The following is a 15,422-nucleotide window of genomic DNA, read 5'->3' as shown; positions in this document are numbered from 1 at the left end:
ACGGACGCGGCCGGGACGGTACGGAGACAGACAGACGCGACCGGAACGATACGGAGGCCGACGGATGACGGACCGAGGACGAACGCGGGAGACGGGACGGCCGCGCGAACGCGGGGACGCGGGAACCGGAGAGCGACTCCGACGCCGCCTGCCCACTCTCCCGTGGCTCGCCCGGGCGGCGGGAACCGCACTGAGCGTCGTCGCCGTCGGGTTCGTGCTGGCCTTCCTGTTCGTCGTGGGGCGCGGCGGCAGGCTCACGCTCCTCACGCGGCCGCCGGCGATGCGGGCGGTGCTGGCGCTCCCGTCGCTCGTCGCGTTCCTCGCGGCGAGTGCGGCCCTCGGCGCGGCGCTCGCGTGGCGGAACGGGTACTGGTCGCGCCGCGTTCGCGTCCACCAGACGGTGCTGGGCCTCCTGGGACTCGGACTCTGCTGGCAGCTCTGGGTCCTCGGGTTCCTCCCGCCCTGAATCGACTTCCGACGAACACACCGAGTGAGACACATTTCGAGCGAGACACGCAATGCTACCGAGTTTAGGCTACGTCACGGAGCTAGAACAGGCGGCCGAACGCGAGTCCGCGGAACGGCGGTCCGAGATGACCGTCGGCGAACCCGAGGCCCGTCGAGCGGCGAGACGGACGTTCCCGGACGCGTCGTCGATAGCGATTCACGGCGACTCGACGGCCGGCGACGGCGGCGTCACGTTCGCGTTCACGGTCCGCGACCACGACGCGACGTACGTGCTCAAGTTCGCGCCGGAGGAGAAGGCGGCGCAGTTGCGGCGAGGGGCGGCGGCGTACCGGTATCTCGACGCCCGAACGTCGGTGCCGGTTCCGGGTGCGGTGACCGTCGAACCCGACGGCGGCGACCTGCCGTACCCGTACTCGGTGGTCGAACACGTCGGCGGGGACGAGCTGTCGAGCATCGGTCAGTTCCGGTCGTTCCCGCGGGGACGACAGCGAGCGGTCGTCCGCGAGATGGGTCGCGCGCTCGGAACGCTCCACGCGCAGACGGCGTTCGAGCGGTACGGGTCGGTGTCGGGACGGTCCGGGGCGTGACCGTCGACGACGGCGTCACCGACTGGCGGGTCCACTACCACCGCCGGTACGAAGAGTACGCCGACGCCGCCCGGAAGTCGCCCGTCTCTGACCTCGCCGCCCGGGCGGTCGAGTGCTTCGAACGGATGTCGGACCTCGTCCGCCCGGAGTCGGGGCCGGTCCTGCTCCACGGCGACTTCACCCCCGACAACCTGATCACCCGCGACGGCTCCGTCCGCGCCGTCCTCGACTGGGAACACGCCGAGGCGGGGTGCGGCGCGAAGGAGTTGCGCGACGTCGAGGAGAACGTCGTCGAAATCGCCCGGCGCGACGAGGTGCGGAGCGACCTTCGAGACGCCCTCCTCGACGGGTACGCGGCGGCGCGGCCGGTCTCGGACGCGTTTCTCGCGACGAAGGCCGTGTTCGGCGTCGGCGAGTTCGCCAGAGTGGGGGCCGTCCGCTCGTTCCTCGCGGCCGGCGACGAGTTCGACGACGCGGCGTTCAGAACCCGCGCCGAGCGAGAACTCGACGCTCGCATCGAAGCCGCCGAGTCCCGTCTCGACCGCCTGTGAACGGCGACGACGGGTAACCGCGCGTGCGGACCAGTAGAACTAATCGATGCCGTGGGGACGTATCCCGCATGGACGCCCTCCCCGCGGACGCGGCCACGGTGCTGTCGGGCCGCGCCGACTGGATCGACCCCGAACTGCAGAGCGAACTCGCGGCGTACCCGCTGGACTCCATCGACACGGAGTACCCCCACTTCGCGCGGACCGTCGAGGGGCCGGACGACGCGGTTCGGCCGAGCGAGGACCACCCCGTCTTCTACGGCAGTTTCGACTGGCACTCGGCCGTCCACAACCACTGGTCGCTCGTCCGCCAACTCCGACTGTTCGAGGACCACCCGGACGCGTCCGACGTCGTCTCGACGCTCGACGAGCGAATCACTCGCGAGAAGGTCGAGCGAGAGGCGTCGTACCTCGCCGACCACGAGTCCTTCGAGAAGCCGTACGGCTGGGCGTGGTTCCTGCGCCTCGCCGCGGAACTGCACCTCTGGGACGCCGACCGGGCGGCGGCGTGGCGCGAGCGGTTCGAACCGCTGGAGCGACGGGTCGTCGAACTCGTCGAACGCGAGTTCCTCGCGCAGGACCGGCCGTTCCGCGTCGGCACGCACGACAACACCGCCTTCGCACTCCAGTTCGTCCTCGACTACGCGCGGGTCGTCGGCGACGACGCCCTCGCGGCGGCGGCCGCTGAGACGGCCCGCGAGTTCTACCAGAGCGACCGCGACTACCCGGTCGAGTACGAACCGCTGGGGTGGGACTTCCTCTCCCCGGCGTTCGCCGAGGCCGACCTGATGCGACGCGTACTCGACCCCGAGGCGTTCCGGGAGTGGTTCGACGGGTTCGCCCCCGCCCTCACCGAGTCGCCGTCGGACGCCATCCTCCGGCCCGTCGATGTCGACGCCGACGGCGGCGGACTCGAACTCCACCTCGTGGGGCTGAACCTCTCGAAGGCGTGGGCGATGGCCGACGTCGCGGACGCCCTCGGCGACCACCCGGCCGCCGACGCACTCGTCGCGAGCGCCCGGCGACACGTGGACCACAGCCTCGAACCGGCGTTCACCGAGGACTACGCGGGCGCACACTGGCTCACCTCGTTCGTGCTGTACCTCCTGACGAGAGACGAGGGCGGCGTCGCCCCCGAGCGCTGACGGGAGGCGTCGACGCGACGCGACTCGACTTGGCTCGACTCGAAGTCCGCCGAGCGACGGCGTTCGCGGCCGCTACCGACTGTGCAGGAAGGAGTCGACCGCGGCCGCCACCAGTGCCGGCGCTTCGGCGGGACCGCTGTGGCTGACGCCGTCGAACTCGACGAGACGGCTGTGCGGGAGCGACTCGTGGACGGCGCGGGCGCTCTCGCGGAGGAAGTCCGGGCCGTCGGTGCCGGTCAGGACGAGGACGGGGGCGGCGACGTCGAGTCGGTCGGGGAGCCGGTAGCCCTCGACCGAACGGTTCATCCGGACGACTTCCTCGGCGAGGTCCACGCAGTCGGGCCAGACCGGCCACTCCGCGAGCCACGCGTCCAGGTCGTCGACGCCGTCGGGGTGGAGGACCTGCTCGACGTAGCGTTTCACCGCCTCGCGGCGGTCACCGTTCTCGACGAGCGTCGCCATGCGGTCGGCGAGGTCGGCCTCCGCCCGGACGCCCTCGGGGAGGACCGCCGGTTCGTAGGCGACGACCGCCTCGACGTCGGCGTCCGTCGCGGCCGTTATCGCGGTGAGCGCGCCGTAGGAGTGCCCGAACAGGACCGGGCGGCCCTCGACGGCGTCGACGAGCGCTCGAACGTACTCGGCCTCCCGTTCCAGCACCTCGTCTGCGCTCGTCTCCGCGGGGTCGTCGAGGCAGGTGCCGAACCCCGGTCGCTGGGGGACGACGGCGGCGAACTCCTCGAAGTGGGGGACGACCGGGTTCCAGTACTCCCGGGGGGCCATCCCGCCGTGGAGCAGAATCAGCGGTCGGCCGTCGCCGTGTCGTTCGTACGTTACCTCCGTTCCGTCTGCGGACGTGGTCGTCTGCATGCGTCTCTCCGTTGGCGGTCGACGGGGCTAAGCCACACTCTCAGTCGTTCGGGCTTTTAAGTGGGGGCGGAGTTCTGAGGGTGCGTCCCGTCGCGCGGTCCGACACGCACATGGGCGTCGACGGAGACGGGAGCGTATGGGTCTCGTCGCCGAATTCGACATCGACTGCGAGGCGCTCCCGCTGACCGGCGTGGCGGCGGCCGTGCCGGAGGTGACGACGACGCTCGAACTGCAGTACAACCACGGCAAGCGGCCCGTGTTCCTCGTCACCGTGACCGGCGACGCGCACGCGGCCGTCGAGGAGGCGTTCGACGACGCGTACGACGTGGGGGCGTGGACGCGTATCGGGGCGGCGGGCGACACCCGTCGCTATCAGATTCGACCGGCGCTGAGCTTCGAGGAACAACTCGGCGACCACCTCGACGACCTGACGGGACTGGAAGCGCTCGCCACGGCCGACGCCATCGTCGAGCGAATCGAGGTGTTGCCGGGCGGGTGGCGGCAGACGGGCTGGTTCGCCGACCGGGCGACGTTCGGCGAGTTCTCGTCGTTCTGGCAGCGCAACGCCGGCTTTCGACTGTCCCGTCTGACCCGCGACGGCGAGCCGGCGCCGCCGGGCGACGGGCTGACCGACCGTCAGCGCGAAGCGCTCCGGACGGCCTACGAACTCGGTCACTTCGACATCCCGCGGCGGGCGTCGCTGGAAACCGTCGCCGAGGAACTCGGCATCGCCGCCTCTTCGGCCTCCGAGCGACTGCGGCGCGCCCAGACCCAACTCGTCGAGGAGACGGTGGCGACGACGTGGCCGCCCCTGCCCGACTGAGCGACCGGTCCGAGCGGTCGGTGACTCGTCCGCCCGTCAGTCGCGACGGGCGGCACCGGTGGGCGTGCGGTCGGCGTAGAGCGCGACCAGCCGAGCCTCCGCCTTCCGGAGGTGGTCGGCGGCCGTGCTCTTCGAGCAGCCCAGTTCGTCGGCTATCTCTCGAACGCCGGTCCGCCGCGGAACCTCGTAGTACCCGAGTTCCCGCGCGACGTCCAGCACCGCTCGCTGGCGGTCGGTCAGCGCCGTCGCCCGCGACTCGCGGTGGGCGTCGTACTCGCCGAGTCGGTCGACCGAGACCGAGAGTTCGTCGGGCAGGCCGGCGACCAGCGCCCGAAGTTCCGCCGGTTCGCCGGCGACTTCGAACACCGTCTCGCCGTCGGTGCCGTACTCGATGGGCGGGACGACGAGCAGGTCCGTGTCGGCCAGCAGTTCGCGGAGGCGGCGCGCGTGCGCGTCTGCGGCCTCGCGGACGTAGACGTAGAAACTGCGGTCGTCCACGGGCGTCGTGTCGTACTCGCGGACCGTCGGCACGTCGTCGAGTGCCGCGAGGTAGTCCTCGCGTCCCGTCGCGACGTCGCCGACGACGTGGAACAGCGTGGTGACGGAGTCGGGGTTCGAGAAGTTCCAGTGGCGCAGGTACGCGCGCCGAATCGACTCCTGCTCGACGAGGAACTGCTGCATCGGATGCCGCGCCTCGGGCGGGTACCGAATCCGCAACTGGAGATACCGCATCGCCCGGCAGGTCACCGCCGTGACACAAAAAAGGACGGACGTGTCCGACAGAACGCTGTCGTCCGAGCGCCGAATACGTGCTCGTATGAGCGCAGACGCGAGCTATCCGCCCGGTCCGGACGGGGTACCGGTCGTCGGCAACACGTTCGCACTGAGCCACGACATCTTCGAGTTCTACGAACGATTGCGCGAGGAGTACGGCCCGATAGCGAGCTATCGGGTGTTCGGGACTGACGCCTGCATGGTCGCCCACCCGGACGCGGTTCGGCGCGTCCTCCTCGACGACCACGACGCGTTCGTGAAGGGTGACGTCCTCACCCGGAACCTCGAAGACGCCATGGGAGAAGGACTGTTCGTCACCGAGGGCGAACAGTGGAGACAGCAACGGACGCGCGTCCAGCCGTCGTTCTACCGCGAACGACTGAACACGTACGTCCCCGAGATGCGGACCACCGCGAGCGAGACGGTCGAGGAGTGGCGCGACGGCGCGGTCGTCGAGGCGAACGAGGCGATGACGGCGACGACGATGAAGGTGCTCGGTCGGACGCTGTTCGGCGTGGACGTGACGGACGAACCCGTTGTGGCTGACGCGTCGGCGGCCATCCTCGCGCGGTTCGACACGAGCCGATTCTGGTCGTTCCTGCCGGACACCGTCCCGACGCCGACGAACCGGCGGTACAGGCGGGAACTCGACCGACTCCGGGAGTTCGTGGACGAGTTGGCGGCGCGGCGACGCGCCCAGTCGCCGGCGGAACGCGGCGACGACCTGCTGTCGACGCTCGTCGGGTTCGTCGAGGCGAGCGACCTGAGCCGCGAGGAGTTCCGCGACAACATGATAACGTTCCTGTTCGCCGGTCACGAGACGACGGCGCTCGGGTTGACGTACGCGTTGCTCTGTCTCGCCCGGAACCCCGACGAACAGACCCGCCTCCGCGAGGAGGTCGATTCGGTCTGCGAGGGGGCGGTCGAGGCCGACCACCTCCCCGAACTCGAACGGACGGGCCGGGCCATCGACGAAGCGCTCCGGCTCTACCCGCCGGTCTACATGTTCTTCAGAGAGGCCGCGCGGGACGTCGAGTTGGGCGGGTACGAGATTCCCGCCGGGACGACGCTGGTGCTGCCCCAGTGGGTCGTCCACCGCGACGCGGCCTGGTGGGACGACCCGGCGACGTTCCGACCGGAGCGGTTCGCCGGCGACGCGGACCGCCCGGAGTACGCGCACTTCCCGTTCGGCGGCGGGCCGCGCCACTGCATCGGGATGCGGTTCGCGCGGATGGAGATGAAGACGGTGCTGGCGACGATACTTCGCGACTACCGGTTCGAACTCGTCTCGGCCGCGGAGCCGGAACTGGTCGCGAGTTCGAACCTCAAACCCGGCGAGCCGATAGAGCTACGGATACACGAGCGGGGGTAACTCGACCAGCCGCGGTCGATGCCGGAACGGTGGGTTCCGTGCCGCCCGCCTGTGAGGGCGTGGCCGCCCGTCGAAGCGGTCCGACACGCCGTCCCCCGTCGTTTTACCTGCGCCGCCGCGTAGCACGAGCGATGACGGACTGGGACGAGCGGTTTCGAAGCGGCGACTACCCACAGGACCCGGAGCCGGCACCGCTTCTGAAGCGGTACGTCGAGGCGCTCCCGTCGGGGCGCGCGCTGGACGTCGCGGCCGGCACCGGACGAAACGCCGTCTTCCTCGCGGAGGCGGGCTACGACGTGGAGGCACTCGACCAGTCCCGAGAGGGGCTTCGAATCACGCGCGAACGCGCCCGTGACCGCGGCGTCGCCGACCGACTGGACTGCCTGCAGGTCGACGTCGGCTCCCACGATTTCACGCGGGACCGGTACGACCTGATCACGGTCAGTTTCTTCCGTGCGGTCGACAGGCTCCCCGACATCGTCGAAGCGCTGGCCGACGACGGGGTGCTGTTCTACGAGCACCACCTCCGCTCGACCGACGAGTACGAGGCGGGACCGAGCGGCGACCGGTATCGGTTCGGAGCGAACGAACTGCTCCACGCCGCGTTGGACCTCACCGTCCTCGCGTTCGACGCGAAGACCGAACGCCGAGACGACGGTCGGACGGCGATGCGGACCCAACTGGTCGCCCGCAACTCGACCGGACAGGCGCAGTCGTACCCCGAAGTCGGCCTCGACGGTCGGTGAGGGCGGCGGCCGGCCGCACGCGCCGCGCGCCGACACCGGTGGGTGCCGACGGCCGACGCGGGGTCGTCACCTCCACCGAAGTTATGCCGCTCACCGACCGACGGACGAGTATGGGGCTCACGGAGTACCGGTGTACGTGCGGGGCGACGCTTCGGTACAAGCAGGACCTCCGGCGGGAGCGAGGGACCGTCTACCCGGCGTGGAAGTGCAGGGAGTGCGGCACCCCGGTGCCGGGGCAGGTCGGCGAGAAACTCAGCCACCAGCACCCGTCGTAACCCGAGGCGGCCGGGCGACGGCCGCAGCGCGGGTCGGACGGCGCAAAATCGCTCGCCCGCGGAGCCTCGGGGCCCCTCGTCGGAGGCGGGAACACCCGGGGATTGCGGGCGAGATGTGTACGACTATTGGTTATCAAGACTGATTTTCCGTCCATCATGTATTTTACCGGCAACGAGTACTAGGGTTCCATGTCGAATCGAGGCGCGGGTGGGGGGACCGGAGGTTCACGGGTGAGTCGGATGCAACGAGCGGTGCGGGATTTCTTCAGATACATCCCTCGGGGGGACTCCATCCCCGAGGAAGCGTGGCGGGCGCGTCACCGGATCATCGTGCTACTGCTCGCGGCCCACGCGCCGTTGCTGTACGCGCTCGGGAGCTTCACCGGCACCGAACCGTACGTCACGGGTGCGACGTTCACCGCCGTGCCGTTCGAGCATCTGGTCGCCGGCGTCGGCGTCATCGTCGCGTTGGCGGCGGTTGCGAGCGTGCCGCAACTCCCGCGGCGCGTTCGGACCGGCGTCGTCTCCATCGGACTGATGACGGCGTCGGCCGTCCTGGTCTACTTCTCGGGCGGCTACATCGAGGCGCACTTCCACTTCTTCGTCGTGGTCGGCGTCATCGCCGTCTACGAGGACTGGCTCCCGTTCGCCACCGGCGTGCTGTACGTGGCCGTCGAACACAGCATCTTCGGCATGTCGTACCCGGAGGCGGTGTACAACCACCCGGACGCCGTCGCGCGACCCATGGGGTGGGGACTCGTCCACGCGACGTTCCTCCTCGGCCTCTCCGCGGCGCTGGTGGCGAACTGGTTCTCCATCGAACGCTCCCGCGAGGAGACGAGAGAGCAGATGCAGAACGCGAGGGACAGCGAGGAGGCCAAGGCCGAAGTCGAGCAACTGAACGAGCGACTGCTCGTTCGCGCCGACGAACTCGCCGGCGCGATGGAGTCGGTGGCGGAGGGTGACTTCACCGCCGAGGCGCCCCGAGAGACCGACATCACGGCCATCGCCGAGATAAGCGACGCGTTCGGCGAGATGAAGCGAGAGCTCTCCTCGACCATCGTGGACCTGCGGGCGTTCGCGGAGAACGTCGAGCGGACGACCGAGTCGGTCCACGACGACGCCGAGACGCTCGAACGGACGCAGCAGCGACTGGCCGAGGACATCCGCGAGTTCGCCACCGACCTCCGGACGCAGGCGGGCAACCTCGAGTCCACGACGGACGACCTCGGGTCGCTGTCGGCGACCATCGAGGAGATAGCCGCGAACGCCGATCAGGTCTCCAAGGAGGCCAGCAGCGCGGCGAACAGCGCCGAGTCGGGCACGCAGACCGCGGCCGAGGCCATCGAGGCCATCGAAGCCATCGAGGGGAGCGTCGCGGAACTGGCGGACCTCGTCGAGTCGCTCGACAGCCGGATGGACGGCGTCGCCGAGAGCACCGACCTCATCGAGGACATCGCCGAGCAGACGAACATGCTGGCGCTGAACGCCAACATCGAGGCGGCGCGGGCGCAGAACGGCAGCGACGGGTTCGCCGTCGTCGCGACGAGGTGAAGACGCTCGCCGACGAGACGCGGACCCAGTCGGCGGAGATAGAGCAGACGGTCGCGCGGACGATACAGGACGTCGACCGGGTGCAGGCGGAGATGAAGCAGACCAAAGCGCAACTGCAGACCGGTAAGGCGACGATGACCGACACCGGCGAGGCGTTCGAGAATCTGACCGAGACCGTCGAGAGCGTCGACGCCTCGGTCAACACGGTGGCGACGGCGACGGGCGACGGCGCTCGGACGACCGAAGAGGTCGTCGGCGCGATAGAGCGCGTCGCCGAACTGTCGCGGGACGTGGCGTCGCAGAGCGAGTCGCTCGCGGACCGCGCGGAGACCAGCGCGGCGACCATCTCCGAGGTCCGGGCGCAACTGGACAGCCTCACCGGGCAGACGACGACGCTCATCGACCAACTCGACGCGTTCACGTGCGAGACCGACGCTCGGACCGACGCCGCCGAACCGACGTCGCGGGCCGACGCCGTGGAACCGCCGGAACCGACGTCCCGACAGCGCTGAACGCCGACCGGGGCGTCGATGTCACGCCGGTCCGCGGGGGCCGGACGGGTGCGCCGTTTTCCGAGTCACAGCGCGTCTCACGCGGCGCGGGAACCACAGCTATGGCGTCCGGGTGTGAACCCACGGACAGAATGACGACGCGTCGACACGGTCGAGTGGCGCCGACGCATCACGAACTCGTCGAGGTTCAGCACCAGTTGAGAATCGCACAGAAGGGAGAACACGTCCTCGAACGGCGCCGAGACGGCCTCGTCTTCGCCCTCCTCGACCTGCTCGACCGGTGGCGTGCGGTTCGAGAGCGCGCCGACGGCGAGTACCGTCGGGCCGCCCGCCTCCACGCCCTCGGGGCCGCACGGGAGGGCGACATCGCGCTCAGAGCGCTCGCCGAGGCGCGGGCCACGCGCCCCGAACTCCTCCTCGACGAGACGAAGCTGTTCGGTCTCCGCGTCCCCATCTTTCTGAGCCGGAACGTCTCGACGTGGTTCGAAGAGCGGGGGTACGGCGTCGTCGGGACGAGCGCGCTCGACGACGAACTCGCCACGGCGTACGAGAGCCTCCTCGAGTCCGTCGTCACGCTCGCTGAGCTGAGAGCCGTCCTCGCGGTTGTTCTCGCCGAGGTTCGCCGACTCCGAATCCGCGTCAACTACCTCACCCACCGGCTCATCCCGGAACTGGAGTCCGAGAGGCGGTACATCAAACGGTACCTCGAGGAGCGAGAACAGGAAGAGCACTACCGCTATCTGTGGCTGAAGCGGCGCAGAGAGGAGCGACGAGACGCGTAGCGCGCTGAGGTTCAGACGACGCGGAAGACGCGAACCGTGTCGCGCTTGCCGGACTCCGAGAGGAGTTGCGCGAGGCCGAGGTCCGAGAACACCCGCTTCCAGTTGCGGTGGTACAGCGGGAACTCGTCGTTGACGTAGCTCACGTCGCGCTCCCCCCGGCCGCGCGTCGGGCCGTTGCCCTCGTTCTCCGCGGTGACGAGTAGGTCCGCCGTGACGCGGGCGAGTTCCTCGAACACGGCGACGTCGTCGGGATGGACGTGCTGGAGCGTCTCCACCGAGTAGACGACGTCGAACGCGTCGTCGGGGACGGTCGGGAGGTACTCCTCGAGGGCGACGGTGTGAAACGTCCCCGTCTCGGCGAGTTCGGGGTAGCGCTCGGCCATCACCTCGAACGACTCGTCGTTGATGTCGATGCCGGTGAGGTCCTCGTAGCCGTGGTCGCGAAGGTGCGCGAGGTGGCGACCGGAGCTACAGCCGAGTTCGAGAATCGCGGCGTCCTCGTCGACGTAGTGCTCGAAGACGGTCGCGAGCGTCTCGCTGACCTCGTTCGGTCCGATGTCGGCGTAGTAGCCGGGCGAGAACTGCCCGGAGCGCTCGGCCCAGCCACGGCGGTTGTCGTCCGGTTCCACACGCGAGCGGACGGGACCGAGCACTAAAGACTCCGCGGAGTCGTCGCGATCGCCGCCCGAACGCGGAGCGGACGGCGCGTTCGACGCGACGCACGAGCATCAGCCGTCCGGGAACGTCAGAACCGAGCAGTCGTTCGTCCGAGCGACCGGAGACGGGCGCGCGAAAAAGAAAGGCGAAGAAGGTGCCTCTGACACCGTCTGTCCGGGCTCAGAGGTGATAAACCGGCCGTTGTCGGGAGGGAATACATCGGAATCGATTGGGGGTACTCTCCCCGAACTCGGAGCGCCACCGTGGACGGCGTCCCCTCGGCCGCCGGGTCACGGTGCGCCGCGTCGGGTCGGGCCTCCCGAAGCTTGATACCCGCGGTCCCGATACGGAGAGACATGCCGAACTCCCGACTCCGACGGAACGGGTGGGCGACGGTCGGACTCGGTCTCTCCGTCGCGTTCGCCGTCGCCGCGTTCGCCTACTTCGCACTCGCGGGGACGCCCCTGCGCGGCGCGGTACTGGGCGTCGTCGTCCTCGCGGCCGGCGTCTGGGAGTACCGCCGGAAACTGCAGGACACCGCCGTCGCCGAGTCCTACGAGGCCGAAGCGGAAGAGCAGCGTCGAAAGCGCGAGGGGCGACGGTAACCCCCCGCCCGTTCTCGGGCCGACACCGCGGAGGAGGGGGATTCATGCCGTGCGGGTCGGTATCTCCCGGCATGGACGAAGCGGGACGGGCGGCGCGGCCGCACCACACGGCGACAAGACGGCGAATCGCGGACGAACGGGACGGCGCGGGGCGGAGGCAGACCGGCGAATGAAGGTCGGTAGCGCCGACGCCGCCCCCGGCACGCGTGCCACCGGCTACCTGTCGGTGACGGACCTCCCGACCGGACAGTCCGAACGACTCCCGGTCGTCGTCGTCGAGGGGTCGGAGTCCGGGCCGACGGTCTGGGTGACCGGCACCGTCCACGGCGACGAACCGACCGGGATGGCGGCCACCCACGAGTTCGCGACCCGACTCCGCCCGGAGGCACTCGCGGGGACCGTCGTCTGCGTCCCGGTGATGAACCCCGCCGGCCTCCGGACGAACGAGCGAACGTCGTACTATCACGGCGACGACCCGAACCGGTACTTCGGGCGGGGCGACGGCGGCGAGACGCCGCCCCGGACCCAGCAGTTGGTCTGCGAACGGGTGTACGACGAGATTCGCGAGAGCGCGGACGTGGTGGTGTCGCTCCACACGTCGTGGATTCAGACGCACCCGTACACGATTCGGCCGCGAGTGGGGTACGGCCGCGACAGGGACGAAGCCGCGGCCGCCGCGTTGCGCGACCGCATCGTCGAACTCACCGAGGCGTTCGGTCTGCCCGTCGTCAACCAGTTCGGGCGCGAGGAGACCGAACGGCGGTCGCTGAGTCACACGCTGACCGGCGCGGCCGTCGCCGACGGAATCGCGGCGTTCACGCCGGAACTCGGCGGTCGGTTCGTCGTCGAAGCGGACGCCCGGGCGGCGGCCGTCGCCGGACTGCGGAACGTCCTCGTCACGTCCGACATGCTCGACGAACCGGCGTCGCCCCCGACCGAGTTCGGTCTCTCCGCCGGCGGTCCCCTCAAGCGACGCGTCCACCCCCACACCGACGCCGCGGGCATCGTCCGGTATCGGGTCCGAGAGGGCGACCGGATAACGGCCGGCGAGACGGTCGCGGAGGTGGTAGACCCGCACGGAGAGACGAAGACCGAGGTGGCGACGGAGTACCCGGGGTACGTCCTCAGCCGACACGAGGGCGCCGCCGTCTACGAGAACGACCCCATCCTCGACGTCGCCGTCCCGGACGACGAACCCCTCCTGTGGGACCGGTCAGACTGATTCCGCTCGCGGCGAGCGACCGCCCCCGACCGGCCGAGAAGCGGACGCGAGGCCGTCGCTCGCGAACGTCGCTGCAAGCGATTCGTCGGGGTTTCATGTGGGGCGGTCGCGTACGACACGTCGATGACCGAGGAACGAGAGGACGTCGTGGACGCGATGGACTGGTTGCTGGAGCGATTCGAGACCGACGACGCGGTGGCGTACGCCGAGGTCGGCGGCGTCTACAAGGAGAAGACCGACGCCGTCGTGACCCACGAGGGGCCGCGCGAGACAGTCGCGTTCACCGAGACGGGAGTGTGGCTGCGCGTGTTCGCCGACGGCGCGGCCGACTACCGGTACACCACCGACCTCGACGAGGAGAGCCTCGAAGACGAGGCCGGGCGCGCGATACGGAGCGGACAGGTGCTCGCACAGGACGAACCGGCGAGGTTCGACGCCCAGACGGCCCACAGAGCGGTGCACGACGGCTGGGCGACCGAACCGATCGACGCGGTCGGCCTCGACGACAAGGTGGCCGCGGTCGAGGACGGACTCGCCGCCGCGGACGACCTGGACCTCCGCCGAATCTGGGTCAACTACGCCGACGCGCACATCGAGGAGTGGATCGGCACCACCACCGGGAGTACGGTCCGCACGACCCTCGACAGAGCGAACGTGACGTGCAGTCTCGACCTCGAAGACGGACCGACGGTGCGCCGACACGACGGGTCGACGGAGGGGGCGGCGTTCCTCGACGACCTCCCCGAACTGTTCGGGGAGGCTGCCGCCGACGCGCGGGCGCTTTCTGACGCCCCGGACGCCGACGCCCCGACGGGGGAGACGGTCGTCGCGTTGAGTCCGCGGGCGGCCGGCCAACTGTTCCACTTCGTCTCGCACTACCTCGAAGCCGACACCATCTACATGGGGATGAGTCCGTACTCGCTCGGCGACCGAATCGGCCCCGATGCGCTCTCGATGGAGGACACCGTCCACGCCGGGTCGTGGGGCGCCCGCGCCTACGACGCCGAGGCCCGGCCGTCGACGCCGACCCGACTGGTCTCGGACGGCCGGATAACGACGCTGTTGCACAACACGGCGAGTGCGGCCGACTCGGACGCGTTCCCCGCCGGGAACGCCGTCCCGAGCCTCGGCCACGGGCAACCGCCGCGCATCCACGCCCGCCACCTCGCGTCGAACCCGGCGACGCCACTCGCGCGGCGGTCCGCGAGGAGGCGGACGTCTACGTCGAACGGTTCGGCAACCCGTGGTTCCGCGACGAGTTCGAACGCGTCCAGCGGTCGGGCGTCTTCCCGGCGAGCGTGCTCTACGCGAAGGACATCGACGAGAAGACCGAGGAACGCCCCGACTGCGGGTCCGCCGAGTTCCCCGTCGAAGAGGCGTACCGCCTCGACGACGGCGAACGCGCCGGGCGCGTCGAGGGCCTCGCGTTGGACTACGAACCCGAGGTACTGCAGACGATGTCGGCGCTGAGCGCCGCGCGTCGAACGGTGACGGGCGTCTGCGAGAAACACAAGTCGCAACTCCCGTTCGCGGTGACCGCGCCGGCCGTCCGACTGCGCGCCCCGCTGAAAGAACAGGCGTAGGGAGTCAGTCGTCCGCCGGCGTCGAGGCGGTGTCGTCGCCCGCGTCGGTCGTGGGGCCGGACTGCCCCATCTCCGCGTAGGGGTCGTACCCCTCGGCGCTCTCGTAGAGGTGGCAGGCGATGTCCTGGTCCGCGTCGACGTCCGCCTTCTGCTCTAACGGCGGGACCACCGAGTCGCAGACGTCGCCGATGTAGTCCGGGCACCGCGCCTTGAACCGGCAACCGGAGGGCACGTCGATGATGTCGCCGACCTCACCCTGTAGCTCGACGCGTTCGCGCCCCACGTCCGGGTCGGGGACGGGAACCGCGTTGATGAGAGAGCGCGTGTAGGGGTGCTGGGGGTTCTCGATTATCTGGTCGGTCGGCCCCTTCTCGACTATCTTCCCCATGTACATGATGGCGAGTCGGTCGCACATGTGCCGGAGGAGCGAGAGGTCGTGGCTGATGTAGACGACGGACAGCCCGAACTCGTCGGTCATCCGGTCCAGAAGCGACAGCACGCCGGCCCGGAGGCTCACGTCCAGCATCGACACGGGTTCGTCGGCGACGATGAAGTCCGGGTCGAGAACCAACGCGCGGGCGATGGCGACACGCTGTCGCTGGCCGCCCGACAGTTCGTGCGGGTACTGGTCGAAGTACTGCTCTGCGGGCAGCAGTTCGGCGAACTCCAGCGCGCGCTGGACCCGCGCCGTCTCGTTGGTGATGTTGTGGATGCGGAGCGGTTCGGCGACCGTGTCGTACACCGTCATCCGGGGGTTCAGGCTCTCGAAGGGGTCCTGAAAGATCATCTGCGCGTTCTGCCGGAACTGCTTCAGTTCGGCGTCGCTCGCCTCCGAGAGCTGTTTGCCGTCGTAGACGATGTCGCCGCCCGTCGGTTCGTGGAGTTTCACGAGCGACATCCCC

General features: G+C 69.7%; 16 protein-coding genes and 2 pseudogenes. 14 read left to right on the top strand and 4 right to left on the bottom strand.

Annotated elements, in window-relative coordinates; genetic code table 11:
• From GJ632_RS10600 to GJ632_RS10585, 4 genes and pseudogenes are all read left to right on the top strand, one after another.
• Nucleotides 1-466 (top strand): annotated as a pseudogene (locus tag GJ632_RS10600) (hypothetical protein); the annotation flags it as partial.
• Nucleotides 467-518: 52 nt separating this feature from the next.
• The gene (locus tag GJ632_RS24745) at nt 519-1,055 is read left to right on the top strand and encodes a phosphotransferase family protein (protein ID WP_191452896.1); all 537 of its coding nucleotides are present in this window, start codon (nt 519-521) and stop codon (nt 1,053-1,055) included.
• On the top strand, nt 1,052-1,606 hold the full coding sequence (locus tag GJ632_RS24740) for a phosphotransferase (protein ID WP_191452895.1): 555 nt from the start codon (nt 1,052-1,054) through the stop codon (nt 1,604-1,606). The genes GJ632_RS24745 and GJ632_RS24740 overlap by 4 nt, the downstream gene beginning before the upstream one ends.
• 68 nt (nt 1,607-1,674) lie before the next feature.
• A complete protein-coding gene (locus GJ632_RS10585; protein ID WP_191452894.1) occupies nt 1,675-2,748 on the top strand; it encodes a DUF2891 domain-containing protein in 1,074 nt (357 codons plus the stop codon).
• A 72-nt stretch (nt 2,749-2,820) separates the two neighbouring features.
• Here GJ632_RS10585 and GJ632_RS10580 read toward each other — a convergent pair whose 3' ends face one another.
• Nucleotides 2,821-3,615, bottom strand: coding sequence for an alpha/beta fold hydrolase (locus tag GJ632_RS10580; protein WP_191452893.1), 795 nt, complete (start codon nt 3,613-3,615; stop codon nt 2,821-2,823).
• A gap of 136 nt (nt 3,616-3,751) precedes the next feature.
• Here GJ632_RS10580 and GJ632_RS10575 point away from each other — a divergent pair, with 136 nt between their 5' ends.
• Nucleotides 3,752-4,438, top strand: coding sequence for a helix-turn-helix domain-containing protein (locus tag GJ632_RS10575; RefSeq protein WP_089811363.1), 687 nt, complete (start codon nt 3,752-3,754; stop codon nt 4,436-4,438).
• Nucleotides 4,439-4,474: 36 nt separating this feature from the next.
• Here the strand turns inward: GJ632_RS10575 and GJ632_RS10570 are convergent, their stop codons facing one another.
• A complete protein-coding gene (locus tag GJ632_RS10570; protein WP_089811361.1) occupies nt 4,475-5,170 on the bottom strand; it encodes a helix-turn-helix domain-containing protein in 696 nt (231 codons plus the stop codon).
• 85 nt (nt 5,171-5,255) lie between these two features.
• Here GJ632_RS10570 and GJ632_RS10565 point away from each other — a divergent pair, with 85 nt between their 5' ends.
• The 5 genes and pseudogenes from GJ632_RS10565 (at nt 5,256) to GJ632_RS10550 (ending at nt 10,453) form a co-directional block, all read left to right on the top strand.
• Nucleotides 5,256-6,584, top strand: a complete 1,329-nt coding sequence (locus GJ632_RS10565) for a cytochrome P450 (protein ID WP_191452892.1) — start codon at nt 5,256-5,258, stop codon at nt 6,582-6,584.
• 131 nt (nt 6,585-6,715) lie between these two features.
• Entirely contained in the window at nt 6,716-7,330 is a 615-nt protein-coding gene (locus GJ632_RS10560) for a bifunctional 2-polyprenyl-6-hydroxyphenol methylase/3-demethylubiquinol 3-O-methyltransferase UbiG (RefSeq protein ID WP_191452891.1), read from the top strand.
• 110 nt (nt 7,331-7,440) lie between these two features.
• Entirely contained in the window at nt 7,441-7,605 is a 165-nt protein-coding gene (locus tag GJ632_RS22085) for a hypothetical protein (RefSeq protein WP_177232724.1), read from the top strand.
• Between the two features lie 189 nt (nt 7,606-7,794).
• Nucleotides 7,795-9,671, top strand: a pseudogene (locus tag GJ632_RS10555) (methyl-accepting chemotaxis protein).
• Between the two features lie 155 nt (nt 9,672-9,826).
• The gene (locus tag GJ632_RS10550) at nt 9,827-10,453 is read left to right on the top strand and encodes a V-type ATP synthase subunit D (RefSeq protein ID WP_343161125.1); all 627 of its coding nucleotides are present in this window, start codon (nt 9,827-9,829) and stop codon (nt 10,451-10,453) included.
• An 11-nt stretch (nt 10,454-10,464) separates the two neighbouring features.
• On the opposite strand, the gene GJ632_RS10545 is transcribed toward GJ632_RS10550, so the two are convergent.
• Entirely contained in the window at nt 10,465-11,082 is a 618-nt protein-coding gene (locus tag GJ632_RS10545; RefSeq protein ID WP_089811353.1) for a class I SAM-dependent methyltransferase, read from the bottom strand.
• Nucleotides 11,083-11,466: 384 nt separating this feature from the next.
• Here GJ632_RS10545 and GJ632_RS10540 point away from each other — a divergent pair, with 384 nt between their 5' ends.
• The 4 genes from GJ632_RS10540 to GJ632_RS23570 all read left to right on the top strand — a co-directional run bounded on the left by GJ632_RS10540 (nt 11,467) and on the right by GJ632_RS23570 (nt 14,520).
• Nucleotides 11,467-11,715, top strand: a complete 249-nt coding sequence (locus GJ632_RS10540; RefSeq protein ID WP_191452889.1) for a hypothetical protein — start codon at nt 11,467-11,469, stop codon at nt 11,713-11,715.
• Between the two features lie 169 nt (nt 11,716-11,884).
• Nucleotides 11,885-12,937, top strand: a complete 1,053-nt coding sequence (locus GJ632_RS10535) for a succinylglutamate desuccinylase/aspartoacylase family protein (RefSeq protein WP_191452888.1) — start codon at nt 11,885-11,887, stop codon at nt 12,935-12,937.
• 123 nt (nt 12,938-13,060) lie between these two features.
• Nucleotides 13,061-14,407: a metallopeptidase TldD-related protein gene (locus tag GJ632_RS10530; protein WP_231751479.1), complete on the top strand. Its 1,347-nt coding sequence runs from the start codon at nt 13,061-13,063 to the stop codon at nt 14,405-14,407.
• Nucleotides 14,365-14,520 carry a hypothetical protein gene (locus tag GJ632_RS23570; RefSeq protein ID WP_231751478.1) on the top strand — a complete coding sequence of 52 codons (156 nt, stop codon included), beginning with the start codon at nt 14,365-14,367 and terminating at the stop codon, nt 14,518-14,520. The genes GJ632_RS10530 and GJ632_RS23570 overlap by 43 nt, the downstream gene beginning before the upstream one ends.
• Before the next feature lie 4 nt (nt 14,521-14,524).
• Here GJ632_RS23570 and GJ632_RS10525 read toward each other — a convergent pair.
• On the bottom strand, nt 14,525-15,422 hold an 898-nt coding region (locus tag GJ632_RS10525; RefSeq protein ID WP_191452887.1), incomplete at its 5' end, for an oligopeptide/dipeptide ABC transporter ATP-binding protein.

Origin of the sequence: Halogeometricum sp. CBA1124 (genome assembly GCF_009741955.1) — an archaeon.
Classification (GTDB): domain Archaea; phylum Halobacteriota; class Halobacteria; order Halobacteriales; family Haloferacaceae; genus Halogeometricum; species Halogeometricum rufum.
This window is presented reverse-complemented; position numbering and strand designations above follow the sequence as displayed.

Excerpts from the sequence above, each read along its gene's own strand:
- GJ632_RS24745 (WP_191452896.1), top strand. The coding sequence starts at position 519 with ATGCTACCGAGTTTAGGCTACGTCACGGAGCTAGAACAGGCGGCCGAA.
- GJ632_RS10585 (WP_191452894.1), top strand. The coding sequence starts at position 1,675 with ATGGACGCCCTCCCCGCGGACGCGGCCACGGTGCTGTCGGGCCGCGCC.
- GJ632_RS10580 (WP_191452893.1), bottom strand. The coding sequence starts at position 3,615 with ATGCAGACGACCACGTCCGCAGACGGAACGGAGGTAACGTACGAACGA.
- GJ632_RS10575 (WP_089811363.1), top strand. The coding sequence starts at position 3,752 with ATGGGTCTCGTCGCCGAATTCGACATCGACTGCGAGGCGCTCCCGCTG.
- GJ632_RS10570 (WP_089811361.1), bottom strand. The coding sequence starts at position 5,170 with ATGCGGTATCTCCAGTTGCGGATTCGGTACCCGCCCGAGGCGCGGCAT.
- GJ632_RS10565 (WP_191452892.1), top strand. The coding sequence starts at position 5,256 with ATGAGCGCAGACGCGAGCTATCCGCCCGGTCCGGACGGGGTACCGGTC.
- GJ632_RS10560 (WP_191452891.1), top strand. The coding sequence starts at position 6,716 with ATGACGGACTGGGACGAGCGGTTTCGAAGCGGCGACTACCCACAGGAC.
- GJ632_RS22085 (WP_177232724.1), top strand. The coding sequence starts at position 7,441 with ATGGGGCTCACGGAGTACCGGTGTACGTGCGGGGCGACGCTTCGGTAC.
- GJ632_RS10540 (WP_191452889.1), top strand. The coding sequence starts at position 11,467 with ATGCCGAACTCCCGACTCCGACGGAACGGGTGGGCGACGGTCGGACTC.
- GJ632_RS10535 (WP_191452888.1), top strand. The coding sequence starts at position 11,885 with ATGAAGGTCGGTAGCGCCGACGCCGCCCCCGGCACGCGTGCCACCGGC.
- GJ632_RS10530 (WP_231751479.1), top strand. The coding sequence starts at position 13,061 with ATGACCGAGGAACGAGAGGACGTCGTGGACGCGATGGACTGGTTGCTG.